Annotated in this window: 23 protein-coding genes and 4 tRNA genes; 13 read left to right on the top strand and 14 right to left on the bottom strand. The window is 62.8% G+C overall.

The annotated features are described in order from the left end of the window. Nucleotides 1–7 precede the first annotated feature (7 nt). Nucleotides 8–847, bottom strand: a complete 840-nt coding sequence (locus GJ700_RS00475) for an HDOD domain-containing protein (RefSeq protein ID WP_154370696.1) — start codon at nucleotides 845–847, stop codon at nucleotides 8–10. A 91-nt stretch (nucleotides 848–938) separates the two neighbouring features. Further along, nucleotides 939–2,228 (bottom strand): D-amino acid dehydrogenase, encoded by a 1,290-nt coding sequence (locus GJ700_RS00470; protein WP_154370695.1) that lies wholly within the window; start codon nucleotides 2,226–2,228, stop codon nucleotides 939–941. Between the two features lie 103 nt (nucleotides 2,229–2,331). Here GJ700_RS00470 and GJ700_RS00465 point away from each other — a divergent pair, with 103 nt between their 5' ends. Then, entirely contained in the window at nucleotides 2,332–2,826 is a 495-nt protein-coding gene (locus GJ700_RS00465; protein WP_154370694.1) for an Lrp/AsnC ligand binding domain-containing protein, read from the top strand. An 82-nt stretch (nucleotides 2,827–2,908) separates the two neighbouring features. Then, a complete protein-coding gene (locus tag GJ700_RS00460; protein ID WP_229506710.1) occupies nucleotides 2,909–4,447 on the top strand; it encodes a hypothetical protein in 1,539 nt (512 codons plus the stop codon). A 9-nt stretch (nucleotides 4,448–4,456) separates the two neighbouring features. Here the strand turns inward: GJ700_RS00460 and GJ700_RS00455 are convergent, their stop codons facing one another. Then, nucleotides 4,457–5,071 (bottom strand): hypothetical protein, encoded by a 615-nt coding sequence (locus tag GJ700_RS00455; protein ID WP_154370692.1) that lies wholly within the window; start codon nucleotides 5,069–5,071, stop codon nucleotides 4,457–4,459. A 339-nt stretch (nucleotides 5,072–5,410) separates the two neighbouring features. Between GJ700_RS00455 and GJ700_RS00450 the strand changes: the two genes are divergently transcribed. After that, nucleotides 5,411–5,944 (top strand): hypothetical protein, encoded by a 534-nt coding sequence (locus GJ700_RS00450; RefSeq protein WP_154370691.1) that lies wholly within the window; start codon nucleotides 5,411–5,413, stop codon nucleotides 5,942–5,944. Between the two features lie 6 nt (nucleotides 5,945–5,950). Here GJ700_RS00450 and GJ700_RS00445 read toward each other — a convergent pair whose 3' ends face one another. From GJ700_RS00445 to GJ700_RS00430, 4 genes are read right to left on the bottom strand one after another with little or no spacing between them, the layout of a single operon-like run. Continuing rightward, nucleotides 5,951–7,093, bottom strand: coding sequence for an HlyD family secretion protein (locus GJ700_RS00445; protein WP_229506709.1), 1,143 nt, complete (start codon nucleotides 7,091–7,093; stop codon nucleotides 5,951–5,953). Between the two features lie 8 nt (nucleotides 7,094–7,101). Continuing rightward, a complete protein-coding gene (locus tag GJ700_RS00440) occupies nucleotides 7,102–8,589 on the bottom strand; it encodes an efflux transporter outer membrane subunit (RefSeq protein WP_154370689.1) in 1,488 nt (495 codons plus the stop codon). Nucleotides 8,590–8,594: 5 nt separating this feature from the next. Continuing rightward, nucleotides 8,595–10,118, bottom strand: coding sequence for an MDR family MFS transporter (locus GJ700_RS00435; RefSeq protein ID WP_154370688.1), 1,524 nt, complete (start codon nucleotides 10,116–10,118; stop codon nucleotides 8,595–8,597). Beyond that, nucleotides 10,115–10,549 (bottom strand): MarR family winged helix-turn-helix transcriptional regulator, encoded by a 435-nt coding sequence (locus tag GJ700_RS00430; protein WP_154370687.1) that lies wholly within the window; start codon nucleotides 10,547–10,549, stop codon nucleotides 10,115–10,117. The genes GJ700_RS00435 and GJ700_RS00430 overlap by 4 nt, the downstream gene beginning before the upstream one ends. A gap of 106 nt (nucleotides 10,550–10,655) precedes the next feature. Here GJ700_RS00430 and GJ700_RS00425 point away from each other — a divergent pair, with 106 nt between their 5' ends. The 3 genes from GJ700_RS00425 to GJ700_RS00415 all read left to right on the top strand — a co-directional run bounded on the left by GJ700_RS00425 (nucleotide 10,656) and on the right by GJ700_RS00415 (nucleotide 13,346). Beyond that, entirely contained in the window at nucleotides 10,656–11,414 is a 759-nt protein-coding gene (locus tag GJ700_RS00425; protein WP_229506708.1) for a transporter, read from the top strand. Nucleotides 11,415–11,512: 98 nt separating this feature from the next. Beyond that, nucleotides 11,513–11,968: a hypothetical protein gene (locus GJ700_RS00420; RefSeq protein WP_154370686.1), complete on the top strand. Its 456-nt coding sequence runs from the start codon at nucleotides 11,513–11,515 to the stop codon at nucleotides 11,966–11,968. Nucleotides 11,969–11,990: 22 nt separating this feature from the next. Continuing rightward, nucleotides 11,991–13,346 carry an NAD(P)/FAD-dependent oxidoreductase gene (locus tag GJ700_RS00415; RefSeq protein ID WP_229506707.1) on the top strand — a complete coding sequence of 452 codons (1,356 nt, stop codon included), beginning with the start codon at nucleotides 11,991–11,993 and terminating at the stop codon, nucleotides 13,344–13,346. 4 nt (nucleotides 13,347–13,350) lie between these two features. On the opposite strand, the gene GJ700_RS00410 is transcribed toward GJ700_RS00415, so the two are convergent. Then, nucleotides 13,351–14,058 carry a sensor histidine kinase gene (locus tag GJ700_RS00410; protein WP_229506706.1) on the bottom strand — a complete coding sequence of 236 codons (708 nt, stop codon included), beginning with the start codon at nucleotides 14,056–14,058 and terminating at the stop codon, nucleotides 13,351–13,353. A gap of 80 nt (nucleotides 14,059–14,138) precedes the next feature. Next, nucleotides 14,139–15,758 (bottom strand): response regulator, encoded by a 1,620-nt coding sequence (locus GJ700_RS00405; protein WP_371867765.1) that lies wholly within the window; start codon nucleotides 15,756–15,758, stop codon nucleotides 14,139–14,141. A gap of 190 nt (nucleotides 15,759–15,948) precedes the next feature. Between GJ700_RS00405 and GJ700_RS00400 the strand changes: the two genes are divergently transcribed. After that, nucleotides 15,949–16,374 (top strand): hypothetical protein, encoded by a 426-nt coding sequence (locus GJ700_RS00400; protein WP_154370683.1) that lies wholly within the window; start codon nucleotides 15,949–15,951, stop codon nucleotides 16,372–16,374. A 47-nt stretch (nucleotides 16,375–16,421) separates the two neighbouring features. Here the strand turns inward: GJ700_RS00400 and GJ700_RS00395 are convergent, their stop codons facing one another. The 3 genes from GJ700_RS00395 to GJ700_RS00385 form a co-directional block, all read right to left on the bottom strand. Further along, a complete protein-coding gene (locus GJ700_RS00395) occupies nucleotides 16,422–17,435 on the bottom strand; it encodes a diguanylate cyclase domain-containing protein (RefSeq protein ID WP_154370682.1) in 1,014 nt (337 codons plus the stop codon). 220 nt (nucleotides 17,436–17,655) lie between these two features. Further along, nucleotides 17,656–20,529: a PAS domain-containing hybrid sensor histidine kinase/response regulator gene (locus tag GJ700_RS00390; protein ID WP_154370681.1), complete on the bottom strand. Its 2,874-nt coding sequence runs from the start codon at nucleotides 20,527–20,529 to the stop codon at nucleotides 17,656–17,658. A 65-nt stretch (nucleotides 20,530–20,594) separates the two neighbouring features. Further along, a complete protein-coding gene (locus GJ700_RS00385; protein WP_195763726.1) occupies nucleotides 20,595–20,966 on the bottom strand; it encodes a response regulator in 372 nt (123 codons plus the stop codon). A 388-nt stretch (nucleotides 20,967–21,354) separates the two neighbouring features. Here GJ700_RS00385 and GJ700_RS00380 point away from each other — a divergent pair. The 4 genes from GJ700_RS00380 (at nucleotide 21,355) to GJ700_RS00365 (ending at nucleotide 21,798) form a co-directional block, all read left to right on the top strand. Continuing rightward, nucleotides 21,355–21,431 (top strand) — tRNA-Arg (locus tag GJ700_RS00380). A 79-nt stretch (nucleotides 21,432–21,510) separates the two neighbouring features. After that, nucleotides 21,511–21,587 (top strand) — tRNA-Arg (locus GJ700_RS00375). Nucleotides 21,588–21,616: 29 nt separating this feature from the next. Then, nucleotides 21,617–21,693 (top strand) — tRNA-Arg (locus tag GJ700_RS00370). Between the two features lie 28 nt (nucleotides 21,694–21,721). Then, nucleotides 21,722–21,798: transfer RNA gene (locus tag GJ700_RS00365), tRNA-Arg, on the top strand. A gap of 44 nt (nucleotides 21,799–21,842) precedes the next feature. Here GJ700_RS00365 and GJ700_RS00360 read toward each other — a convergent pair. Both GJ700_RS00360 and GJ700_RS00355 read right to left on the bottom strand, forming a co-directional pair. Beyond that, complete coding sequence (locus GJ700_RS00360; protein WP_154370679.1) at nucleotides 21,843–22,793, bottom strand: D-2-hydroxyacid dehydrogenase; 951 nt, start codon at nucleotides 22,791–22,793, stop codon at nucleotides 21,843–21,845. Further along, the gene (locus tag GJ700_RS00355) at nucleotides 22,790–23,740 is read right to left on the bottom strand and encodes a LysR family transcriptional regulator (protein ID WP_154370678.1); all 951 of its coding nucleotides are present in this window, start codon (nucleotides 23,738–23,740) and stop codon (nucleotides 22,790–22,792) included. The genes GJ700_RS00360 and GJ700_RS00355 overlap by 4 nt, the downstream gene beginning before the upstream one ends. Before the next feature lie 174 nt (nucleotides 23,741–23,914). Here GJ700_RS00355 and GJ700_RS00350 point away from each other — a divergent pair, with 174 nt between their 5' ends. Together GJ700_RS00350 and GJ700_RS00345 are read left to right on the top strand one after the other, a co-directional pair. After that, entirely contained in the window at nucleotides 23,915–24,142 is a 228-nt protein-coding gene (locus GJ700_RS00350) for a hypothetical protein (RefSeq protein WP_154370677.1), read from the top strand. Then, on the top strand, nucleotides 24,139–25,017 hold the full coding sequence (locus GJ700_RS00345; RefSeq protein WP_154370676.1) for an alpha/beta hydrolase: 879 nt from the start codon (nucleotides 24,139–24,141) through the stop codon (nucleotides 25,015–25,017). The genes GJ700_RS00350 and GJ700_RS00345 overlap by 4 nt, the downstream gene beginning before the upstream one ends. Nucleotides 25,018–25,077: the final 60 nt, after the last annotated feature.

Raw genomic sequence — 25,077 nt, 5'->3', positions numbered from 1 at the left:
AGGTTGCTTATACCAGCAGCGCCGCGTTCATCGCGGCCGCATCGCGTTCCGCTTCGGACATGATGCGTTCCATCAGTTCATCGTCGATGAACAGGTCGATCACGGAGTCGCCCTGCGGCGGCAATTCGCGCGGCGGCGGCGCCATCGGCGACGCCACGGGGGCCAGTTGATTGGCCAGGATCAGCGTATCGAGCAAGGTTTCCGGTGGAATTTGCAGGAAGCCGTCGCGCAGGCTCTGGATCGCGGTACTGACGGTTTCCGGCACATTCAGCTTGGCCAGCACTTCGCGCGTGATGATTTCTTCGCTGGCGGGTTGCCAGTTGTCGGGATCGTCGTCGAGCAGGCCGGGGAACTCGTCGGCGCGCGACAGCAGATAGAAATTGCCCACTTCATGCACGATGGACGCGAACAGCGCCGTATCGGGGTTGGCGCCCGTCACTTCGCGCGACAGGACGCGCGCCAGGCACGCCACGTGCACCGTGTGCTGCCACAGCTGCTCGGCCTTGGCGCGCACGTCGGGGTTGGCGATCTTGGCGCCGAACGAGCGCACCACCATGGCCGCCGCCAGCGCGAACAGGTTGTGGTAGCCGATGCGCATGATGGCCGAGCGCACGTTGACCACTTCCGGGCCGCTGGTGCGGTTGAACATGGCGGAATTCGACAGCGCCACCGTGCGCGCCGCCAGTTGGGGCTCTTGCAGCACCAGGCGGATGGCTTCTTCGATGGGGCAGTCGGGGTCGTCCAGCGCGAGTTGCACGCGCAACGCCGCATTGACACTGGTAGGGAAGACGAGGTCGCCGCGTATCGCAAGGGCCGCGATATGGCCGTAGGCTTCGAGTTTGTTCATGTAAAAAATTATACGCACGCCCCACGGCTCCCACAATGGAAGGATGGTGGAACAGGGGCGCGCGTGGCGGCGGCACATCGGCCGCCGCTTTTTACGCGTTCACCAGTTCCGGACGGCCCGTGATGCGCTCGCGGCTGTAGCGGCTGACCGACAGGTCGTCTGCCTTGATGGCGGGACGCTTGGCCGACATGATATCGGCCAGCAATTGCGCGGAACCGCACGACATGGTCCAGCCCAGGGTGCCGTGGCCCGTGTTGACGAACAGGTTGCGCACGCCGGTGCGGCCGACAACGGGCGTGCCGTCCGGGGTCATCGGGCGCAGGCCGGTCCAGAACGACGCCTTGGCCGTATCGCCGGCGCCGGGGAACAAGTCGTTGACCACCATTTCCAGGGTTTCGCGGCGGCGCGGGTTCAGGCGCTTGTCGAAACCGGCGATTTCCGCCATGCCGCCCACGCGGATGCGGTCGTCGAAGCGGGTCACGGCGATCTTGTACGTTTCGTCCAGGATGGTCGACGTCGGCGCCGCGTCGGCATTGACGATCGGCACGGTGATCGAATAGCCCTTCAGCGGGTACACGGGGATCTTGACGATGTCGGCCAGCAATTGCGTGGAATAGGCGCCCAGCGCGACGACAAAGCTGTCCGCTTCCACCAGGCCCGATTCCGTCATGACGCCCTTGACTTCGTCGCCAGCCATGGCCAGGCCGGAAATGTTGACGTTGTAGCGGAACTTGACACCCAGTTGCTCGGCCATCGTGGTCAGGCGCGACGTGAACAGCTGGCAATCGCCGGTTTCATCGTTCGGCAGGCGCAGGCCGCCCACCAGGCGGTCCTTGGAACGGGCCAGGCCCGGCTCGGCGTTGACCAGCTGGTCGCGCGTCAGCAATTCAAACGGCACGCCGGTTTCTTTCAATACATCGATATCCTTGGCGGCGCCGTCCAGTTGCTGCTGGGTGCGGAACAGCTGCGTGGTGCCTTGCTGGCGGCCTTCATATTCGATGCCGGTGGCGGCGCGCAGCGCCTTGAAGCAATCGCGGCTGTATTCAGCCAGGCGCACCATGCGCTCCTTGTTCACCGCATAGCGTTCGGCATTGCAGTTCTGCAGCATTTGCCACATCCATTGCAACTGGAACAGCGTGCCGTCCGGACGGATCGCCAACGGCGCGTGGCGCTGCACCATCCACTTCATGGCTTTCAGCGGAATGCCGGGCGCGGCCCACGGGGAAGCATAGCCGGGGGAAATCTGGCCGGCATTGGCGAAGCTGGTTTCCTGGGCGGAGGCCGGCTGGCGGTCCAATACCGTCACGTCGTGGCCAGCCTGGGCCAGGTAATACGCGCTGGTTACACCGATCACGCCGCTGCCGAGAATAACGATACGCATATGCTTCCTCTGGATATAGATGTTGGATTAGTTGATACCGCTATGGTATTTATGTTTTACTAGTATTTGTTACTGTATATTTCTTGTAAAACAGGAAGAATTCATGCGAACTCAAAAGGAATCCGTCCGTGCGCTGGACAAGCTGGACCGCAAGATCCTGCGCATCCTGCAGGAAGACGCGCGCGTCTCCATGAAAGAGCTCAGCGAACAGGTGGGCTTGTCGATCACGCCCGTCATCGAGCGGGTCAAGCGCATGGAGCGGGATGGCGTCATTACGGGCTACCATGCGCGCATCAGTGCGCCGGCACTGGGGGCGAAATTGCTGGTGTTCGTGGAAATCACGCTGAACACGAAATCCGCGTCGATGTTCGAGCAATTCCGGCGCGAAGTGCTGCGCATCCCGGAAGTGCAGGAATGCCACCTGGTATCGGGCGACTTCGATTACCTGATCAAGGCCCGCATCCACGAAATGGCGGAATACCGCAAGCTGCTGGGCGACATGCTGCTGCAATTGCCGGGCGCCGCGCAGTCCAAGAGTTACGTGGTGATGGAAGAGATCAAGGAAACCTTGTTCCTGTCGACGGATGCGCCGCTATAGCTGATATGGCGGACGGCAAATCGTAGCGTGCTTGCCGGGAAAATCATGGGAACTATAATGTTTCAGCATGGAGCCTGAACATTTGATCGACGTCCGTACGCTGGACGAACACTTATCCGCCGACCACAGTTTCGGTTCGGCGCTGGCGCGCACGGTAGGCGCGATCGCCGCGGCCGACGGCGCGCCCAACCTCGCGCAATTTGCCGCCGTGACGGAACTGGCGGGCGAAGGCAAGGCTTCGGCCGTGTTCAATGCGCTGGTCTTGAATGCCATCGAATCGGGCGTCAGCGTGGACTGGGCGTTGCAGGCGCTGGCGCGCAGCGCGGTCGGCGTCGACCACCAGGCGCGCGAAGGCGCGTTCGCCTTGTTGCGCCCATTGATTGCGCTGCAAAACGGGAAGGCGCGGGCACTGGCCGGCAAAGTTGCGAAAGCGCTGGGCATCCGGTTGCGTGTCGATGAGCTGGCGGATATGCCGCTGGAAGATGAGCGCAACCTGCTGGCCAATATCGGCGACCAGGCGCGCAAGCTGGTGCGGGGCCGGTCGCTGACGGATACCGTCGTGGAATTCGGGCGCCAGACCGGCAACGTCGAACTGATCGACAGCGCGCGCCGCTACCAGTCGGGCAAACTCGATATCGAACAATTGCGCGCACAGGCGCAGCGGGCCGCCGACACCATCCAGGCCGGCGTGCTGGCGTACCAGGAGCATGCGGAAGTGCAGGTTGCACTGGCGGCGCAGGCGGAATCGCTGGTGGCGGCCGCCATGGATCTGAAACGCCAAGTGCAGCAGCGCCTGGCGCTGGTCGATGCCCGCATCGCGCATGAGCGCAGCACGCTGTGGCAAGACATCGACGACGCCGTGCATGACGCGGGCAATGCGATCGAACTGGCCATTACCGACCGCCTGAATACGGACCAATGGAAAGAAGGCGACGTGTGGGACAGCATCGGCCGCAACCAGTTCGGCCAGGAGATGGAGCGCCGCCTGGACCGCGTGGTGCGGCGCAAGGAAGAGGCGTTGAATTTGCTGAACCACGATTTGCGGTTGTTCCAGTCGGACATGCGGCTGCAGCAAAACACGGTATTCCACCGCGAACACCACGCCGCGCTGGCCAAGCTGATGCCGCGCCTGCGCATCGGCACGCGGCTGGCCAACAAGGCGGAAACCGCCGCCAACATCACGTTGATGGGCGGCGCCATGGCCGCCGCCGGCACCGGCACGGCGGCCTACGTGTTCGGCGTGGCCGTTATCATGCCAGTGGTGGTGCCGGTGGCGCCGTTCGTCGGCGGCGCGGTGCTGCTGGCCGGCGCCTTCAAATGGTTCGCCGACGCGGGCAAGCGCAAGCGCTCGGAAATCCGCGACAAGCGCCGCGCATTCGAGGATGAGTTGCGCAAGCGGCTGAAGGAAGCGGAGAACTCGTACATCGCGCAGCTGGAACAGGTGGCCGTGGCATTCCACGAATCGGCGCGGCAGGTGCTGACGCCGATCGTGCTGGAAGCCGAGGCGGCGGGGCGCGTGCAGCAGATGCGGGCAAGGATTGCGGGGAAGGTGATTGCGCAGTCGCAGGCGGCGGTGAGGGTGCTGGAGCAGGAGGTGGGGCAGGTGGGAGCGCCGCATTGAAGCGGCCTGCTAATCTTCCCATAGTGCGTCGACCACCCGCCGTTCCGCGCCGATGCGGCGTTCGTGGCGGGCTTCTCTGCGCTCAAAGTCAGGCCACAGCTTGGGATAAGTGAGCAGCGTGAGCCTTCGGCGTGGCAGGAAACTGCCGCTGGCGCTGCGGCCAACCACGCCGGGCACTTGCTGCGGCGTGGGGACGAACGCCGGCGAATGGGGATCCCGCCGGATGAGCGACGCGGGAACCGGGCGCGTATCCCACGGCATGGTAATCAGTATGTGGCGCCAGGCATTGCATGGGTAACCCAGCGCCATGCGGGCAAACTGGTTCGGTGTGGTGCGCTCGCCCCGCCAGACCAACTGGTCGCCGGCCACATAGGCGAAACCGGCGTCGCTGCGGCCTTCCACCTGCAGCCGGGTGCCTTCGGGCAGGTACAATGTTTTCCAGCGAAAGCCGCCAGGCGCAGGTTCCGTCTCTCCGGTCTCGCCGCGTTTGCGGCGCTCCATCCATTGTTTAAGCGCTTCGCTGGCGGCAAAGGCCGGCTCCATGCCGTGACAGTGCAATTCCACATAGGATAAAAATTGGAGCAGCATCGGGGCAGGTATCTGCAGGCTCGTAGTGGCTAACATGCTCTTCTCCTTCCTTAAACTTGCTTCTTTTATGCTCGAACGTGCTCAAATCCTGGCACGTAATCATTTAGACAGCAGGTAGCGAAAAGAGTTCCCTGCAAGTTTCCAAAAAAGAGCAGGATTAAGGAAATTTGAGCACGTTTGAGCACTCGATTTGAGCATGTTTGCAAATACGGGCCTCGGGAGGGGGGGCTGCACAGCCAAGTTCCCAGTGCGGCGCGGCCACGCCGTTGGAGTCCTGGGTTAGTAACTGCCCGGCGCACGTCCGATTCAAGGCAAATTTTTTAATATAGGGTTATCGTGTTTACTTTCACTTGCGAACCGAGATGCGACGAGACGATGGGAATTCCGGCCCGATTGCGGCCCGTTGCGCGCGATGTTCTTTCCTTGGTACGAAAAGGTGAAATGCACCCGCCGCGCCACGCGTTCAAGGTCAGCGTCGATCACGAGACCCTGCAGATTCCTTATCGGCTCTATTACAGTCCTGAATTGTTGCGCCGAAAGCTGATCGATGCGCAAGGCATCGATCAACTCGTATTCGCATGTCTGGGGACGCGGCACTATGACGGCTACTTGCGTCAGGAATGCCTTAGCTATCTGTTAGGCAGCGAGGCCTATTGGCTGACGCCCTATATCGTCCAGCTAGCGGGGGAATATGTTGTCGAAATTGCTGATGACGTCGCTCATGGCATCATGTCGCGCGACACTTCGTTGCTTGCGGCGTTCGCTGAAGAAAATCCCGGCTATCTGGCGACGCTTGATCGGCGCATAACGAGTTATTGGACCTGCTACCATCGCCTGGCTTACCCGAACAGAAATGATTATCCGGGACGCAAGGTATTAGCGTGTCTTCAAGACGCGTCCCGCCCGTAAACGAACTCACATATTCCGCGCAATCACCCCATCCGCCGCCACCCCCGCCTGCTGCAATGGCTGCTCCAGCACCCTGGTCTGATACACGGGCGCCGGCGGCATCGCGCTGCCCAGCATGGGCCCGTCGGTATGGTGGATATCGACCGTCACCGTGGTCGACAGCCCGATGCGCAGCGGATGCGCGGCCAGTTCGCGCGGGTCGAGCGCGATGCGGACCGGCACGCGCTGCACCACCTTGATCCAGTTGCCGCTGGCGTTTTGCGCCGGCAGCACGGAAAACGCGCTGCCGGTGCCGGCCGACAGGCCCAGCACCTTGCCGTGGTAGACCACTTTGCTGCCGTATAAATCCGCCTCGATGGTGGCGGGTTGCCCAATGCGGATGTCGCGCAGTTCGGATTCCTTGAAGTTCGCATCCACCCACAACTGGTCCAGTGGCACGATGGCCAGCAGCGGCTGGCCCGGCGTCACGCGGGCGCCCACTTGCACGTTGCGGCGCGCCACGTAACCGGAGACGGGGGCCGCCACCGCATTGCGCCGCACGGCCAGCCACGCGGCAATGTATTCGGCCCGCGCGGCCTGTACGGCCGGATGGTCGGCCAGCGCCACGCCAGCCACGCCCGCTTGCGCCGCCAGCGCCTGTTTTTCAGCCACGGACACGGCGGCTTTGGCATTGGCCACGGCTTGCCGCGCATGGGCAACGTCTTCGCCCGACACCGTATGGTCGGCCGCCAGCGGCACGCGGCGCGCCAGGTCTTCCTGCGCGTTGGCCAGCGCCAGCTTGCGCTGCGCAATGGCGGCGTCGAATTGCGCCACGTCCGCATAGCGCTGGCGCTGCTGGCGCACGGTGGCGCCCAGCCTGGCTTGCGCCTGCTGCAGCGCCACGTCGGCATCGGCCGGGTCCAGCTTCACGACCGGTGCGCCCGCCTGGACCAGCTGCGTTTCATCGGCGCCGATTTCCACCACGTTGCCCGCCACTTGCGACGACAGGGTCACCAGGTTGCCGCCCACGTAGGCGTTATCGGTTTCCTGGTAGTGCGACAGCGTGGTCTTGTAATACACGCCGTAGGCCGCGCCGGCAAGGATAAAGGCAATGGTGATGGCGGCCAGGGCGCGCTTGCGGCGCTGCGGATTCGGGGTCTCGGTGGTCATGGCGGTGCTCATGGGTGTTGGGACAGTGCGGGTACTGATAAGGGCGCGGCCTGGTAGCCGCCGCCCAGTGTATGGATCAAGGCGACATGCGCCAGCGCCTGGGCCTGCCGCAGTTGCAGCTGCTGGTCCTGCAAGCCCAGCAGCGTCAGTTGTGCATCGAGCGCGGCGCGGCGGCCGGACAGCCCGGCGTCCACGCGGCGCTGTACTGTGGCTAGCTGCGTGGACAAAACGGCAATCGCGGCCTGCTGTTCGGACAATTGCCCATCGAACGCCTGCACGGTGGCGGCATCCTGTGCCACCATGCGCACGGCATCGAGCACGGCCTGGTTGTAGTCGGCCACCAGGGCGTTGCGCTGCTGGCGCGCGCTGTCGAGCTGTGCCGCCAGCAGCTTGCTGTCGAACAGGGGCAGGGCGATCGACGGTCCCGCCATGAAGGTGCGGCTGGGGAGCGTCAGCAGGCGTTCCAGTGAAATCGTATTCAGGCCGATGCCGGCCGCCATGTCGATATCCGGGTAAAACGCGGCCCTGGCGGCATCGATGCGGTTCAGCGATGCTTCCACGCGCCAGCGGGCTGCCTGCAAATCCGGGCGGCGCGCCAGCAGTTCCATGCCCAGTTGCGACGGCAGCGCGGGGGCGGCAGCGGGCAATGCGCGCGGCGCCAGCGAAGCGATCAGGCCGGCCGCACCGGCGCCGCCGGCCAGCGCGCGCAATGCTTCGCGCTCATGCAGGTTGGCGCCATCGATGGCCGCCGCATCGCGGGCCAGCAGCGCCAGGTCCGCCTGCGCGCGGCGCGCTTCATCGGCCACGGCCAGGCCGTGCGCCACGCGTTTTTCGGTGTCGGCAATGACGTCCCGTTGCGCCGCCATGCGCAGCGCCAGGTTGGCGCGGTGCGCCCAACCGCCTTGCAGGCGGAAATAGCTTTGCGCGAGGGCGGCGGCCAGCGCCCGTTCCGCTTGCGCCAGCTCCGCGCGGCGCGCCTGCACGTCGCCCGCGGCCGCGGCCACTTGCGCCTTGTGCTTGCCCCACCAGTCGAAGTCATAGCGGGTTTCGATGCGTACCGATGCCTCGGTGAACCAGCTGCCGCCGATCGGCGCGGGCAGCAGGCCGGTGGCGGAATAGCGCTGGCGGTTGGCGTTGCCGGTGACGCCGGCCGCCAGACCGCCTTCCGCGGCGGCATGGGCTTGCACCGACTGCGCCTGCGCGATGCGCGCGGCGGCGGCATCCAGCGATGGACTGGACGCCAGCGCGGCCGCGATGAGCGCATCGAGTTGCGGATCGCCATAAGCTTGCCACCAGTTCGCGTCGGGCCAGCCGTCGCGGGCCAGCCGGATGTCGGCGGCGCCGATGGCGGCCAGCGACGCGGGTATTGCGTGCGGGGCGGTCTTGCCCGGCGGCGTGTGGTCGGCCGGGATGGAAACACAGCCGGCCAGGCCCAGCGCCGTCAGAGCGCCGAGGCAGGCTAAGGCAACAGGTCGCCGGAGCGTATGCAATGGCATGTTCGTTACTCCATGGCCGCGTGGCTGGCGGCGGGGTCGGGTTTGGCGGCGGCGCTTTTGGCCGGCTGGCGCACCAGCACCAGCAGCGGAATCGCGGCCAGGGTCAATATCGTCATCAGCCAGAAATCGTCGACATAGGCGATCATCGACGCCTGCCGGGTCACTTCCAGGTTCAGCAAGTTCAGCGCGTCCGGCGTGGTGTCCGTCACCACGGCCCGTGCCACCAGCGCCGCGTGCACGGTCTGCGTATTGCGCACCAACAGCGTTTGCACCAGCGCGATGCCGACACTGCTGCCGATATTGCGCACCAGGCTGTAAATGGCGGTACCGTCGGCGCGCAATTCGGCCGGCAGGGTGGCGAAGGTGGCGGTCGACAGCGGCACGAACACGAGGCCCAGTCCCAGCCCCTGGATCACGCCCGGCCAGATGATGTCGTGCGTCGACAGCACCAGCGTGTAGTCGCTCATTTGCCACAGCGAAAAGGCCGTGATGGCAAAACCGGTGGCCAGCAGCAGGCGCACGTCGAATTTGCCGACCAGGCGGCCCACGATCAGCATGGCGACCATGGTGCCCAGCCCGCTTGGCGCCGTCACGAGACCCGCCACCGTGGCGGGGTAACCCATCAAGCCTTGCAGCAGGGTCGGCGTCAATGCGCGCGTGGCGAACAGCACCATGCCGACAATGAAAATGAACAGCAGGCCGCTGACGTAATTCGCATTTTTCAGCAGGCGGTAATTGAAGAACGTGCTGCCGGCCGGCGAAAACGCGGTGTGCGCGGCAAACCACGCAAACGACAGCGCCAGCACCACGGCTTCCACCCACGTTTCCGTTGACGCGAACCAGTCATTCTGTTCGCCCCGGTCCAGCAGCATTTGCAGTGCGCCGATGGCCAGGCTGAGCGTGGCGAAGCCGAACACGTCGAAACGCATGCGGCGCGTCGCGGCGGTGGGGCGGATGTATTTCCAGATGCCGTAAAACGCCAGCGCGCCGACCGGCACGTTGATGAAAAACACCCAGCGCCAGTCATAGCTGTCCGTCAGCCAGCCGCCCAGGGTGGGGCCGAGGATGGGGCCGATCATGACGCCCATGCCCCAGACCGCCATGGCGGAACCGTGTTTTTCACGGGGATTGATATCGAGCAGCACGGATTGCGACAGCGGCACCAGCGCCGCGCCGAACACGCCCTGCAACAGGCGCGCGCCGACGATCTGGCCCAGGCTCATCGACAGGCCACACAGCACGGACGCCAGCGTAAAGCCGGCCACCGACATCAGGAACACGTTTTTCAGGCCGAAACGGTCGCACAGCCAGCCCGTCAGCGGCGTGGCGATCGCGGCCGCCACGATGAACGACGTCAGCACCCACGTGATCTGGTCCTGCGACGCCGACAGGCTGCCCTGCATGTGCGGCAGCGCCACGTTGGCAATGGTGCCGTCCAGCGCCTGGATCACGGTGGCCAGCATGATCGACAAGGTGATCATGCGCCGGTTGATTGGAGCTTGCTGCGGCTGCGCCGGCGTGGCTGTCATGGCTGCGCTTCGATCCTGCGCTGCACGGCCTCCAGGAAGTCCGCGACCTCCGCCAGCTTCGCCGCGTCGGCATCGCCCAGGATGTCGTGCCGGAACGCTTCCGCTTCTTTTTTCACGCGCGCATAAATCTCGCGGCCGCCATCGGTCAGCGACACCAGTTTCACGCGGCGGTCGGTCTCGGACGGCGTGCGCACCAGGTGGCCTGCTTTCACCAGGCGGTCGATCATGGCCACCATGGTCGGGTCTTCCACGCCGATGCGGCTGGCCAGTTCCGTCTGCGACAACGGTTCGCCCTTGGCCACGGTGGCTATCGTCATCCAGCTGGCCTGGCCCATGCCCAGGTCTTTCAGGCGGCGGTCCAGCGCCACGCGCCACAGGCGCGCCGTGGTATGCAATGCTATGGCAAAGCGTTCATCGTTAGACTGTGACATATTATCTGACTAATCATTAGATATCTAACTATTAGTTTAGCATGGCTTTCCCGGGCATGCTAGGCTGTCATGACCCACAACAATTGACGACAATATGGAGGTTCAGATGCGCCAGCGCAGTGCCGCGATCTTCCTGTTATTGACGATGCCGCTGGCGAGCCATGCGGACGATGCTCCCCCGGTCACGCCATACCGCCCGTCGGTCTCCAGTCCCGCGCAATTGCCGGCGCCCGGCCAGCTCGAACTGGAACTGGGCGGCCTGGGCCAGCGTGACCATGGCGCCCGCCGCAGCAGCCTGCCGTACGCCCTGAAGCTGGGCTTCAATCCGGAATGGGGCGTGGTGGTGGGGGGCGAAGCGTGGGTATCGCAGCGCGAACCCGGCATGGCGCGCGAACGGGGCGCCGGCGATACGGCATTCACGCTGAAGCGCGCGTGGCTGGCGGGCGAAGGCGAGGCATACGGGCTGGAATGGACTGCGCGGGCGCCAACCGCGAAAACCGGCATCGGCAGCGGCAAGGCCGATTATGCCGTGAACGGCATTTGCAGCCGCGACTTCGGGGCGATCCACATGGATGCCAACCTGAACGCCACCCGCATCGGCGCCCGTGCGCCCGGGGAAGGGCGGATACAAACCGGCATGTCGGCATCGTTTTCCACGCCGGTCAACGCGCAATGGGGTGCGACGGTGGAATGGTCCGGCGCACGCCGCAGCGGCACGCCATCCACCGCGCAACTGCTGGCGGCGGCAGCCTACAGCCCCCATCCGCGCCTGACCGTGGACGTAGGCGTGGCGCGCGGATTGAACCGCGCGACGCCGCAATGGGCGTGGTTTACCGGCTTGGTGTTGCCAATCGCTAACTTTTAGTTGCCTTATGTACGGTAGCGTACAGACGTTGATAGCAGGAAATATTACAATGACGCCGTAGTCCTGAGTAATTCGAATAACCTGACCATAAAATCAACATGAACAAGATCCTGATCGCAGCCAGCCTGCTGGCAGTGTCCGCAGCCGCCAGCGCACAGAATGTATCCATCAGCGTCGGCCAGCCCGGCTTCTATGGCCGTATCGATATCGGCAACATGGCGCCGCCGCCCGTGATTTACGCGGAACCTGTCATCATCCAGCGCCCGGTGCGCGTGATCGAGGCGCCGCTGTACCTGCGCGTGCCGCCGGGCCATGAAAAGAAATGGTCGAAGCACTGCGGCAAGTACAACGCTTGCGGCCGCAAAGTGTACTTCGTGCGCGACGACTGGTACGTCAATGACTATGCGCCGCGCTACCGTGAAAGCCACCACGGCGACTATGGCGACCGCGGCGACCGCGGCGATCATGGTCATGGCCACGACAAGCATCACGACAAGCACGAGGGCAAGCACGAAGGCAAGCACCACGGCAAAGGCCATCACAAGGACGACTGAACCAACCCATGAGGGAGCGCCATTGCACAGCAAAATCGTCATCGTAGGAGGCGGGGCCGGCGGATTGGAGCTGGCCTGCAAGCTGGGCCGCCGGCTTGGTCCCGAACAGGTGATGCTGGTCGACAGCCGCCTGTACCACATCTGGAAACCGTCGCTGCACGAGGTGGCGGCGGGTACGCTGGATATCCACCAGGAAGGCTTGTCGTACCAGATGCTGGCGCACGACAACGGCTTCACGTTTGCCTACGGGCCGATGACGGCGCTCGATCCCCACGCCAGGACCCTGACGGTGGCGGCCATCACCACGGCGGAGCACGAAGAAGTGTTGCCGCAACGGGTGATTTCATTTGAATCGCTGGTGCTGGCGGTCGGCAGCACGTCAAATTACTTTGGCGTTCCCGGCGCCAAGGAACACACGATTTCCCTTAATGCGACGGAAGATGCGGAGCGCTTCCGCCTCACGTTGCTCAAACTGTTGACCAAGGCCGCGCTGCGCAAGGGGCAGGGTGCCGCGCCCGACCGCGGCGCCACCCCGGCCAGTCCCGCGCCCGGCAGCACCGGCCCCGGCTCAGCCGGTGTCGATATCGTCATCATTGGCGGCGGCGCCACGGGCGTCGAGCTGGCGGCGGAATTGCGCGAAGCGACCGGCGTCTATGCATCATACGGTTTCGGCCACCTGGAAGCCATGCGCGATGTGCGCATCACGTTGCTGGAAGGGGCGCCCCGCATCCTGGCGCCGCTGCCGGAACGGGTCTCCGCCGCCGCGCTGCGCCTGCTGGGCGAGCGGGCCATCAAGGTCGTCACCAATACCCGCGTCACCGCGATTGCACCGGACGCCGTCACCACGCAGGAGGGCGGGCGCTACCCGTCCGACATCGTCGTATGGGCGGCCGGCATCAAGGCGCCGGACTTGCTGGCCACGCTGGGCTTGCCCACCGTGAAAGGCGGCCAGCTGGACGTGGCGGCCAACCTGGCCGTGCAGGGTTTTCCATACATTTATGGGCTGGGCGATTGCGCGTTTTGCAAAGGGGCCGACGGCAAACCCGTGCCGCCTCGCGCCCAGGCGGCGCACCAGCAAGCCGATTACCTGGCGGAGCGGTTTTTACGGGAAGCGGCCGGCAAGCCGGCATCCACGTTGCCGTACGTGTACCGCGACTATGGTTCGCTGGTGTCGTTCGGCCAGACGTCGTCAGTGGGCAGCCTGATGGGGTCGCTGAAGGGCTTGAACTGGTTTGTCGACGGTTTTGTGGCGCGGCTGATGTACACCAGTTTGCACCTGATGCATCACCAGGCTGTGCTGGGAACAGTGCGGACGGCGGTGCTGGCGCTGGCGCGCTTCCTGATCAAGCGTTCCACGCCGCTGGTCAAATTGCATTGAGCTTTTAAACCGCTGGCTTCGGCAGCACCACGGTCAGCACGGACCCGCCGCCGGAACCCGCAGCCAACGTCACGGTCCCGCCCAGATACGCGGCCCGCTCCCGCAACACCCGCAACCCATGCTTGCCTTGACCATCGATGGCCTGCCCGCCAGGCCCGACGCCGTTATCCTTCACGGTCAGCATGATCTCGTCATCGTTATCGTCAACGATGACCTCCACCGCGCTGGCCTGCGCATGCGCGGCGATATTGTTGAGTCCTTCTTCCAGCACCCGCAACAGCACCACGTGATGGCTGCGCGGGCAGCACGGTTCTTCTTCCGGCAGGCTGGCGCGGGCGGATATCTTGTGCTCTTCGCCGAACTGCGTCACCAGTTCGCCCAGCGCCACGCGCACGCCGAGGAATTCCAGCTTGTCGTTCCACAGCTGATGCTGCATTTTGCGGTTGGTTTCAATCACCGTGTGCAGCAGGTTTTTCATTTGCGTGGCGCGTTCCTGCAACGCCGGTTCCGGCGGCATTTTTTGCATCAGCAAGCCCAGGTGCATGGTCAGCGCCGTCAGCGATGAACCCACACTGTCGTGTAACTGGCGCGACAGTTGGCGGCGTTCGTTATCCCAGCACGTGAAACTGTGGCCCAGCAATTCATTCAGGTCGGCAGCGCGCAGGGCGTCAGTCGATGCTGGAACGGAGGTGGCGGCGATGGGTCCGGACATGGCAGGCTCATTTGGGGAGGCGGATGGCGCGATCATACCTGTGCCGGGAGAAAGTTGTCGCACGGACTCGCTCAGCGATGTCATGTCTTGACAGTGGCCGGTGCGCACGAACCGATGGCTTTCATCAGGTTGTCGATATCGACGGGTTTCACCAGGTGCAAGTCGAATCCCGCCTCCAGCACGCGGCGCTGGTCTTCCGCCAGGCCATAGCCCGTCAGCGCGATCAGCTTCATGTCTTGCGTAACGGGATTGGAGCGCAGGCGGCGCGCCACTTCATAGCCGTCGATGCCGGGCAGGCCGATGTCGACCAGCGCCAGGTCGGGCCGGAATTGCTCCGCCGCTTCCAGCCCTTGCAAGCCATCGGCCGCGTGCCGCACTTCAAAGCCGTAGCACGACAGCATCATCGCCATCATTTCGCGGCCGTCATCGTTATCTTCAATCAGCAGCACGGTAGGCTTGCTGGTGTCTGTTGGTTCCATAATCGTCGACCTCTGTTCTGCCGGCGCCGCGATGCGCGGCAACCGGAATGTGAAGATGCTGCCCTCGCCGGCGCCATCGCTACATGCGCTGATGGCGCCGCCGTGCAGTTCAATCAGCCGGCGCACCAGCGCCAGTCCTATGCCGAGCCCGCCCTGGGCCCTGTCCAGCGTGCTGGCGCCTTGCACAAAGACGTCGAACACCTGTGGCAACAGGTCGGCGCTGATGCCGACGCCGCTGTCTTCAACCGACACCGATACTTCCTTGTCGTCGCAGTCGCAACTGATGTGGATGGCGCCGCCGGGCGGCGTGTATTTCAATGCATTGTCGAGCAGGTTGCTGATGATTTGTTCCAGCCGCGTGGTGTCGCCGCTGACCCAGCCCGGCTCCACGTCCAAGGTGACCGCGTGGCCGCCCGTGCGGCCCGTGGTGCGGTAAGTGTTCAGGCACGACGTGACCAGCTCCGCCATGTTCAGCGGCGCCAGGTTCAGCAGGATCTTGCCGGACATGGCGCGCGACAAGTCCAGCAAGTCGTCGACGATGCGCCCCAGGTGCCGGCTCTGGCGCTGGATGATCTGCTTGGCGCGCGTCATGCTTTCGCCCGACGCGCCGGGCAAGCCCAGCAGCGACGCGGCGCTGCTGATGGCCGACAGCGGATTGCGCAATTCATGGCCCAGCATGGCGAGGAATTCATCCTTCGCATGGTTTTGCCGTTCCACGACGCGCCGTTCTTCGATTTCCCGCGTCAAGCGTTTATTGGTGGCGGTCAGTTCCGTGGTGCGCTGGCTCAACTGGCGCGCCTGTTTTTTCAATTCCTCGTTTTTCATGGCCAGCGCCACGAACACGGAAATCTTGGCATGCAGGATTTGCGGAATGACGGGCGTGAACAGGAAATCCACGGCGCCGCGCTGGTATGCCTTCAGCCGGTCCAGCTCGTCGGCGACAAAGGCGGTAATGAAGATAATGGGAATGTCGGCGGATTTCGCGCGCTGGTGGATCGCTTCCGCCGTCTCAAAGCCATCCATGCCGGGCATGTTCACGTCCAGCAGGATCACGGCGAAATCGTGCATCAAGACCTGGCGTAAACCTTCCTCGCCGGACCGGGCCGCGATTACTTCGAAGGATTCCTGATCCGACCACTGTGCCAGCAAGCTGGTCAATGCGAACAAACTGTTCGCATCGTCGTTGACCACCAGGATTTTTGGTTTGTCTATTTTAGGCACGGTTGAGCTGTGGTTGGTGACGTTGTTTCGCCAGACAAACTATTGACTGATCATAACAACGTGACAAGTTCATGTCAAAAACCCCGACACGCAACGGAACACAGCTAAGTGTACGCCTGCGCACAGTCAGTGGGGAGCGCACCTGCGATAGTGGGAACGGACTATGACAACCAACGAAAGGATGCGCATTATGAATATCGATACTGTCGTGGACAAAGCCTGGACCACCAAATGCTTCCGCGAACTGGCCGACGCGCCGGTGAGTGCGCTGCGCGGTGTGAGCGCGGCGGACGCGAGGGCGCTGGCCAAGGCATTCAACGTGGTTTCCGTGCGCGACCTGGCGCAGCTGGAATTCGTCAAATGGGCGCAGGCCATCACCACGCTGGCCGACCATGAACAGCCGGGTCCGGCGGAAATCGCCAAGGAAACCCTGCTCGATGAGGCGGTGGAAATGACATTCCCCGCCAGCGACCCGATTTCCGTCGATGCCGGCATCACGCGGATCGAAGTGGCGCCGGAAAAAGTCGACGCCTGTTCCGACCACCAGCATGCGGCGCGGACGGAAGCGTCGACGGAAGAAGGCGTTCATAAGGAAGAGGAGCTGGCAGCGCATTAACAAGGCAGGCGCTTGCAGGGCAACGGGCCGCGCGGACTGCGCGGCCTTTATACGGTAGCTTGCTGTGCGCTTTGCTGGGCCGCGCCGACGCCAACCGCCGGCGTGGCCCCATCAAGCACGTCGGGCGCCAGCGGCAGTTGGGCCACGCAGTGGCGGTTCTTGCCGCTGCGCTTGGCTTCATACAAGGCCTGGTCCGCCATGTGGATCAACTGGTTGACGTCGTTCGCATGGTCCGGGAACAGGGCGATGCCGATACTGGTCGACAGGTTCAACGTCAGGTCGCCCACCTGGTACGGTTCCGAGATCACTTCAATGAGTTTCGACGCGGGCTCCAGCGCGCTGGCCACGTTTGTCACTTCGGCCAGCACGATGACGAATTCATCGCCGCCCACGCGCGCCACCGTATCTTCCTTGCGCGACGAACCCACCAGGCGCTGCGCGACCTGTTTCAGGATTTCATCGCCGGTGGCGTGGCCGTGGGTATCGTTGATGGGTTTGAATCCATCCAGGTCCAGGTACATGACGGCGGCTTTGCGCGTATGGCGCGTGGCGTGCTGCAACGTGGTGGCAATCCGGTCTTCCAGCAGGCGCCGGTTCGGCAAGCCTGTCAGCGGGTCGTGCAGCGCCAGTTCCTGCTGCTTCTTGCTGTACTGGGCCAGTTCCTTGTAGAGCAGGCGCACTTCCAGCATGTTGTGGATGCGTTTATGAACTTCCAGTAAGTCGAAGGGCTTGCTGATGAAGTCGCGTGCGCCCGCTTCCAGCGCGGCAATCTTGAAACTTGGCTGGGCCGTCAGCGCCAGAACGGGCAAATAGCCATCCTGCTCGATTTCCTTCAGGCCCTTCATGACCTGGAAGCCGTTCAACTCCGGCATTTGCAGGTCCAGCAAGATCAGGTCATAACAGTGGAGGCGGTGCAGTTCGCACACCTGTTCCGGCAACATGGTCGACGAGACATTCATATAGCCGGCATCGCGCAGGATTTCGAGCATGAGGTCGATATTGTCGGCGCAATCGTCCACCACAAGAATCTTGGCGTTCAGAATTTCGTCCGGGCTGGGCATAGTGAGTCTCGTTAAAACAGTTACTTATTTTGAAAGTGTATTCTGCCACGCATTGGCGTGGCGCACGCAACCACAAGTTGCAAGGAAACGTCGAGCAGATCTACTAATCCTAGTCTAGCAAAGCTTTTCCTAGTTTCCTGTAGGACAGCACGCCGTCTTGCGGTAGGAATGAGCAATTTTCCATGTGGGAATCATAGTTTCCGCTAAGAATTTATCAAATTTATAAGCATAGCGCGATAGCATTTATCAATTCCGTTGGCTCAACCGGCTTGGACACATGATTGCGGAAGCCCGATTCCAGCGCTTTCAAGCGGTCTTCCGAGCGGGCGAACGCGGTCAGCGCGATGGCCGGCACATCGCCGCCCCGGTTCGGCCCCAGCGCGCGCACCTTGGCCAGCAATTCAAAACCGTCGACTTCCGGCATGCCCAGGTCGCTGACCAGCAACTGCGGATGCGTGGCTTCCACCAGCGCCAGCGCTTCCTGGGCGTTGTTCGCGGTTGACACTTTCGCATTGCAATCATTAAGTATGCGCTTGATCAGGTCGCGCGCATCCGGTTCGTCATCGACCACCAGTATCCGCATGCCTTTCAGGTCGCACAGGCCGGATTCCGGTTCGGCGGCCGGCGGCAGGGGCGCCATGCCGCTCACGCGGTGTTGCCGCTGGCCGGGTGCGCCGCCGCTGGCGCGGGGCAGGTTGACGGTGAAGCTGGCGCCCCGGTTCTCGCCGGCGCTGCTGGCCGCCACAGTGCCGCCATGCTGTTCCACCAGGTGCTTGACGATCGACAGGCCCAGCCCAAGGCCGCCGTGGCGGCGCGTGGTGGTGGAGTCGGCCTGGCGGAAGCGCTCGAAGACATGGGCGATGAATTCCGGGCGGATGCCGATGCCGGTGTCGCTGATGGTGATGGCCACGTGGCCGTCCGCCTCGTGCGCCCGCACGGTGACGGTGCCGCCTTTTGGCGTGAACTTGATGGCGTTCGACAGCAGGTTCCAGATCACTTGCTGCAGGCGGCTGGGGTCGGCGGCCACCAGGCCGGTGGCGTTGAAGTCGCGGCTGATGGTGATGGATTTCGCATCGGCCGCCGGGCGCACGGTTTCGATCGCCGCGTCGATCACGGTCAGCGGCGACAGTAATTGCATGTCCAGCAGCACCTTGCCGGACGTGATGCGGCTCATGTCCAGCAAGTCTTCGATCAATTGCGCCTGGGCGCGGGCATTGCGCTCGATGGTTTGCAGGCCCTTGTGCAAGTCCGCCTCGTCGCGGCTGCCGCGGCGCAGCACCTGCGCCCAGCCCAGGATGGCCGTCAGCGGCGTGCGCAATTCATGCGACAGCGTGGCGAGGAATTCATCCTTCATCTGGCTGGTGCGTTCCGCTTCGGCCCGTGCGCTGCGCTCGCTGTCGAGCAGCACCTTGCGTTCCTCGGCCGCCTTTTGCGCCGCTTCATACAGGCGCGCATTGTCGATGGCGATGCCGGCCTGGGCGGCGATGCCACTGATGATGCGCTCCGTGCGCTCGTCGAACATGGCCGGTTCCGGATGGCCGAAGAACAGGCTGCCGATCACGTCGCCATTGCGGGAAATCACGGGCACCGCCAGGTAGCTGCGCACCACGGGATGGCCGGGCGGCACCCCTTCATAAGGGGCATTGTGGCCATAGCGCGGATCGTTCAGCACGTCGTCGATGCGAATCACGCCTTCGCCCCGCATCGACGGGCCGAAAATCGCCGTGGCGCGCGGGTGGGGGAAATGGGCAAAACGTTCGCGGGGCAGGCCGGACAACGTATACAGCATCATCTTGTCGCCGTCGGCAGACGTGGTGTTATAGAAGAATGCACCGAAGCGGGCGCCGCTGATGCGCGTGCACGCATCCGTGACTTCCTGCAACAGCGAGTGCAAATCGCGCTGCGACGTGATGGCGTTGCCCGTATTGTTCAGCAATTCCAGCACATTGGTTTCATCGCGCAGCGCTTCCTGCACGCGCTTGACCTGGTCGACGTCGGTGCTGGTGCCGAACCAGCGCGTGATACGGCCCGTGCTGTCGCGCACGGGATTGGCGCGCGACAGGAACCAGCGGAACTGGCCGTCCGCGCCACGGATGGGAAATTCCATTTCAAACGGTTCACCCGTGCGCAGCGAATGCTGCCAGTGCTGGCGGATCGCGGGCAGGCACTCCTCGTCGTAGACTTCATCCCAGCCGCCGGCCGGCGCCTGGTCGCGCGACAGGCCCGTATATTCGTACCAGCGCTCGTTGTACCAGACGACGGCGCCGTCAAAACCGGCAATCCATGCCAGTTGCGGGATGGAATTGGCCATCGCCTGCATTTCTTCCTGGCTCTGGCGCAAGGCATTTTCTGCATTCTTGCGGTCGGAAATATCCTGCACCATGCCGGTCATGCCCTGCAGCGCCCCATCGTCGCCGTAGTTGCCATGTCCCACCACGGACAACCAGCACCGTTCGCCGTGCTGGCGCACGATGCGGCATTCGATATTGAAATCCGTCCGTTCCGCGAAGGCGCGCAGGAAGGTGGCGGTGGCCTGCTCGCGGTCGTCTTCGAGCAAATGGCTGGCCAGCACATCCCAGCTGACCATGCATTCGCCCGCCAAGCCAAACAGTTCGGCCGCGCGGCGTCCCAGGATGACCTGGCTGGTGCCGGCGTCCCATACCCAGTCACCCATCTTGCCGGCGGCCAGCGCCACTTGCAGGCGGTTCGCGCTTTCGCGCAGCGTACGTTCTTCCGTCTTGCGCTTGCTGATGTTCTGCACGCTGGCGGCCAGTCCGGCCGACGATGGCCACGCGCGCACGTCCAGCCACAGTTTGCGGGGCAGGTAATACAGTTCGAAGCTGACCGCTTGCTGCTGTTCCAGCGCGCGGCGGAATTGCGCTTCCAGCACGGTGCCGCGCAGTTCCGGCAGCGCGTCCCACAGGTTGCTGTCGACCATGCTGGGCGCATCTGTGCCCAGCGACAACAATTCAGCCGCCTGCGAGTTGAAATAAGTAATGGTCCAGTCGGGCGCCAGCACCAGGAAACCATCAGTGATGCTTTCCAGTACAGCGCCCATGCGCTCGGACATCGCGGGATCAATAGGGTGGGTCATATTAGTTGTTGCCGCCTGTCGACAAATTGTATCCTGCACTGCCGATTGCCCCCCGCACCGGTGCTTCAGCCGGCCAGCGCTTGCAGCAATTGATCCAGATCGTAAGGTTTGCGTATCGTCGTGGCGGCAAAGCCCAGGCTGCGCGTCAGCGCTTCGCCATAACCTGTTGCAAAAATAATACGAAGTGACGGAAATTGCGCGTGGACCGCGCGGGCCAGGTCGATGCCGGACATGCCAGGCAGGCTGACATCGGTAAACAAGATGTCGCAAGGCTGTGCAGTTAATTGGTGCAACGCCTGCTCGCCGCTTTCCGCGGTATCGACGGCATAACCCAGCGTGCGCAGGATTTCCGCCGCGAGATACAGCGAATCCGGATTATCTTCCACCACCATAATGCGCGGGCCCGTGGCAAGAGAGGCGTCGGAGCTCTGTGGCAATATCATTTGCTTATTGTCAAAAACATCAAGGTTGATGACATCCTACACCAAACGGCCAAAAAAAAACCCGCTTCATCGAGCGGGCTGAATCTATTTCCGAGGAGGAGAATAGAGGAGACAAGTGAATGATGCCTGTATTTCCGCACGGAATCCAATTTTGATTGGTGATGAGCGCTATCATTTTCCTGAATGGAATTTTTGACCATAGTGCCGTTTGATTACTCTTGAGAATAATTTCACGATTTCCCTCTGGACAAGGCAAAAAGTCTTCCCTATAATCTTGCTTCCTTCGACGGCACAGCCAAATAAGGAAAGCAGAAAACGCAAGATTCCGTGTCTTAACGTTTGATGTTTAGCAGTAACTAAGCAGTAAAATAGTAAAAACAATGCGGCTGTAGCTCAGCTGGATAGAGTACTTGGCTACGAACCAAGGGGTCGTGGGTTCGATTCCTGCCAGCCGCACCAGTTTTTACGATACAGTAGTAAAGGTAGTGAAAGCTCTTGAAATCGTAATCAGGAGTGGTAGTAAACATGTGATAACAATGCGGCTGTAGCTCAGCTGGATAGAGTACTTGGCTACGAACCAAGGGGTCGTGGGTTCGATTCCTGCCAGCCGCACCAGTTATGACATGTAGTGAGATTGAGAAGATGCGGCTGTAGCTCAGCTGGATAGAGTACTTGGCTACGAACCAAGGGGTCGTGGGTTCGATTCCTGCCAGCCGCACCACTTCCAATCAAACAATGCAGTAAAAATTGCGGCTGTAGCTCAGCTGGATAGAGTACTTGGCTACGAACCAAGGGGTCGTGGGTTCGATTCCTGCCAGCCGCACCAGAATTCATGAAAAAGCCAGATCTGCGGATCTGGCTTTTTTGTTTCTATCCCACCATATTCACCGGTTTATTGGCGGCAAACGCTTCGATGTTGTCGATCAGCTGGTCCGCCAACCCTTGCATGGCTTGCGTGCTGGCCCACGCGTTATGCGGCGTCAGGATGAAGTTCGGCCGCCGCAAGTTCAACAGCACATTGTCGGGCGGCGGTGGTTCCTGCGACAGCACGTCGAACCCCGCGCCGGCAATCACGCCTGTCTGCAACGCCAGCGCCAGCGCCGCTTCATCGACCAGTCCGCCGCGCGCCGTGTTGATCAGCAGGGCGGAGCGCTTCATGCGGGCCAGTTCGTCCGCACCGATGCAATGGCGGGTCTGGTCATTCAGTGGCGCATGCAGGCTCAGGACATCGGATGTTTGCAGCAATTCATCCCACGACACGTTGCGCACATCGGGATCGTCCGCCGGTGTGCGCGTATGCACGACGACTTCCATGCCGAAGCCCCGCGCGATCCGGGCCACGGCCTTGCCCAGTGCGCCATAGCCGAACAAGCCCAGGCGGCTGCCGTGCAAGTCCAGGATCGGGTGGTTGAACAGGCAGAACCGCTCCGATTGCTGCCAGCGTCCCGCTTCCACGTCGAGCCGGTACGCAATCAGGTTGCGGCGCAGGGCCAGGATCAGTGCAAACGTGTGTTCCGGCACGGCGGCATACGCGTAATTGCGGATGTTCGACACGATGAGGCCCCGTGCGCGGCACGCGGCCAGGTCCAGGATATCGGTCCCCGTGGCGGCCACGGCGATCATCTGCAAATCCGGCAATTGCGCCAGCGCGTCGGCGCGCAGCGGCACTTTATTGGTGATGGCGATGGTGGCGCCGTGCAGGCGCGGCACCGCTTCGGAGGCCGTGCTGGCCGCATATTCGGTCCACGTGTGGGCAAAGGAGGGCCGGCGCACATTGGCAATCACGCTGTCGCGGTCCAGGAAAACAATATTGTGGGTCATACGGCGGCCTCAGCTTGAAGAGCCGGGGCGGGTGGCGTCACCACCTGCATCCCCGGATGGTTGGCAAACAAGTCGGCGACCCATTCGACGAACACGCGCACCTTGGCGGACAGGTGGCGGTTTTGCGGGTACACCACGTGGATCGGGACCGGGTCCGTGGTCCAGTCCTGCAGGATCTGCACCATGCGGCCGTCGGCCAGGTAATCGTCCAGCGCGAAGGTCGACATCTGCACCACGCCCAGCCCCGCCAGGCCCGCCGCGATGTATGCATTGGAATCGTTCAGCGCGACCAGGCTGGGCAGCGGCAACTGCACGCGTTCGCCGTCGCGCGTAAAGTCCCAGTCATAAATCTTGCCGGTCTTGGCTGAAAAATAATTCACGCACACGTGGCGCACCAGGTCGCGCGGGTGCTCCGGCACGCCATAGCGGGCCAGGTACGACGGCGCGGCGCAGGTGGTGAAATTGAGCGCGCCGATGCGGCGCGCGATCAGGGTGGAGTCGCCCAGCGCGCCGCCGCGCACGGCGCAATCGACGCCTTCTTCGATCAGGTCGACAGGGCGGTCGGAACAACCGAGCTCCAGTGTAATGTCCGGGTAGCGCACAAAGAAGTCGGGCAGGGCGGGAATCAGCATGTCGCGCGCCAGCGCGCTGGGCGCGTCCACGCGCAGGCGGCCGGACGGACTGAGCTTGGTCCGCGACAGTGATTCTTCCGCTTCCCGCACGTCGGCAAGGATGCGCAGGCACCGTTCATAGTAAGCGGCGCCGTCCGCCGTCACGCTGATTTGGCGGGTGGTGCGATGCAGCAATTTGACCGCCAGCGCGGTTTCCAGCGACTGGATCAGGTTGGAAACGGTGGCTTTCGGCAATTGCATGTTTTCCGCAGCGCGCGTGAAGCCGCCCGCGTCCACCACTTGCACAAAGACTTCCATGGCCTGCAATTTGTTCATACGCCAATATCACCCATTGTTTAACTTTTCGATGGCAATCAACCACATTGATTGTTCGGATTTCTGAACAATCAATTCGCGATTGCCATGTTTAACAGATTCTAGTTCAAGTTTATAGTTCACGTACTGCAGCATAGATTTGCTATCACTGCGGTGCCACTTGAGGAGTTAGCCATGAAACGTCTGGATGGAATTGTTGCAATCGCCGCGATCGCGTTGAGCGCACTGGCATTGGGCGGCATGGTGGTCACGGATGAATACGCGGCCGCCGCCCGTACGGAAGCGCAGGGCATGATGGCCCTGACGCACGAAATGTCCGGCGGCAATGCGCAAATGACCCCGGTGAGCCTCAATGGTGCGATGACGGCGTCCGCATCCGCGTCTGCGGCGGTGCAGCAATGATGGCCGACCAGCCGCTGGCACAGGCGACTCCGGTGCTGCTGAAGACCAAGGAGCTGGAAGTGCAGGGTGCGGCCGGTCCGCTTGGCGCCCGCTTATACATTGCGGCGGACGCGCCCGGTGTCAAACGGGATTCGCTGATCGTGTTTTTCCATGGCGGCGGCTTTGTGGCGGGGGACCTGGAAGAGGCGGATGAATTCCTGCGCAGCCTGGTTGCTTGCGATCCTCGTCACGTGGTCCTGGCCAGCAATTACACGCTGGCCACGGTCAGCCCGTTCCCGGCCGCCGTGGAAGACGCCCACGCCGTGCTGCTCTGGGCAAAAAAGAATAAAGCCAGGTTGAACTGGACCGGCAAACGCATGCTGGTCGCCGGCATCGAAGCGGGCGCCAACCTGGCCGCTGTTTGCACGCTGATGGCGCGGGACCGGGGCGGTCCTGCGCTCGGCGGGCAGATTTTAATCATGCCGATGCTGGACCCGGGCTTGACCAGCGGGTCCATGCGTGAAATGCCGACCTGCAGCTACAAGGCGCAAGCGGCCGATGTGTGCGCCGCCGGTTACCGGGGTTATTTGCCGAACGCGGCAGACCGTACCCATCCGTATGCATCGCCGCTGCAATCGAGCCGGCTGAAGAATTTGCCGCCCGCGCTGATCCTGTCCGCCGAGGACGATCCGCTGCGCGATGAAGCGGAACAATATGGCGCCAAGCTGATTGGCTGCGGTATCAAGACCACCGTGCGCCGCTTGCCGCCCACGCCGCTGCCCGATGTGGAAGCGCGTAACGAATGTGCGTGTAAAACCTTTGCGCTGGCAGAAATTGCCGGCTTTATCGCCAGTTTGGACGGGATGGAGGTCCCTCCAGTCAGCCCTGCGATGTAGCTGATTCGCTGACGTATTCCGCAGTACCGATTTTTTCCGCGCCCCGTGCGCGGCAGGGGA

This window comes from Pseudoduganella rivuli (assembly GCF_009674485.1).
Taxonomy (GTDB): domain Bacteria; phylum Pseudomonadota; class Gammaproteobacteria; order Burkholderiales; family Burkholderiaceae_D; genus Rugamonas; species Rugamonas rivuli_B.
This window is presented reverse-complemented; position numbering and strand designations above follow the sequence as displayed.

Bases quoted from the DNA above. Each gene is read 5' to 3' on its own strand.
- GJ700_RS00475 (WP_154370696.1), bottom strand. From the start codon at position 847: ATGAACAAACTCGAAGCCTACGGCCATATCGCGGCCCTTGCGATACGC.
- GJ700_RS00470 (WP_154370695.1), bottom strand. From the start codon at position 2,228: ATGCGTATCGTTATTCTCGGCAGCGGCGTGATCGGTGTAACCAGCGCG.
- GJ700_RS00465 (WP_154370694.1), top strand. From the start codon at position 2,332: ATGCGAACTCAAAAGGAATCCGTCCGTGCGCTGGACAAGCTGGACCGC.
- GJ700_RS00455 (WP_154370692.1), bottom strand. From the start codon at position 5,071: ATGTTAGCCACTACGAGCCTGCAGATACCTGCCCCGATGCTGCTCCAA.
- GJ700_RS00450 (WP_154370691.1), top strand. From the start codon at position 5,411: ATGGGAATTCCGGCCCGATTGCGGCCCGTTGCGCGCGATGTTCTTTCC.
- GJ700_RS00445 (WP_229506709.1), bottom strand. From the start codon at position 7,093: ATGACCACCGAGACCCCGAATCCGCAGCGCCGCAAGCGCGCCCTGGCC.
- GJ700_RS00440 (WP_154370689.1), bottom strand. From the start codon at position 8,589: ATGCCATTGCATACGCTCCGGCGACCTGTTGCCTTAGCCTGCCTCGGC.
- GJ700_RS00435 (WP_154370688.1), bottom strand. From the start codon at position 10,118: ATGACAGCCACGCCGGCGCAGCCGCAGCAAGCTCCAATCAACCGGCGC.
- GJ700_RS00430 (WP_154370687.1), bottom strand. From the start codon at position 10,549: ATGTCACAGTCTAACGATGAACGCTTTGCCATAGCATTGCATACCACG.
- GJ700_RS00425 (WP_229506708.1), top strand. From the start codon at position 10,656: ATGCGCCAGCGCAGTGCCGCGATCTTCCTGTTATTGACGATGCCGCTG.
- GJ700_RS00420 (WP_154370686.1), top strand. From the start codon at position 11,513: ATGAACAAGATCCTGATCGCAGCCAGCCTGCTGGCAGTGTCCGCAGCC.
- GJ700_RS00410 (WP_229506706.1), bottom strand. From the start codon at position 14,058: ATGTCCGGACCCATCGCCGCCACCTCCGTTCCAGCATCGACTGACGCC.
- GJ700_RS00400 (WP_154370683.1), top strand. From the start codon at position 15,949: ATGAATATCGATACTGTCGTGGACAAAGCCTGGACCACCAAATGCTTC.
- GJ700_RS00395 (WP_154370682.1), bottom strand. From the start codon at position 17,435: ATGCCCAGCCCGGACGAAATTCTGAACGCCAAGATTCTTGTGGTGGAC.
- GJ700_RS00390 (WP_154370681.1), bottom strand. From the start codon at position 20,529: ATGACCCACCCTATTGATCCCGCGATGTCCGAGCGCATGGGCGCTGTA.
- GJ700_RS00360 (WP_154370679.1), bottom strand. From the start codon at position 22,793: ATGACCCACAATATTGTTTTCCTGGACCGCGACAGCGTGATTGCCAAT.
- GJ700_RS00355 (WP_154370678.1), bottom strand. From the start codon at position 23,740: ATGAACAAATTGCAGGCCATGGAAGTCTTTGTGCAAGTGGTGGACGCG.
- GJ700_RS00350 (WP_154370677.1), top strand. From the start codon at position 23,915: ATGAAACGTCTGGATGGAATTGTTGCAATCGCCGCGATCGCGTTGAGC.
- GJ700_RS00345 (WP_154370676.1), top strand. From the start codon at position 24,139: ATGATGGCCGACCAGCCGCTGGCACAGGCGACTCCGGTGCTGCTGAAG.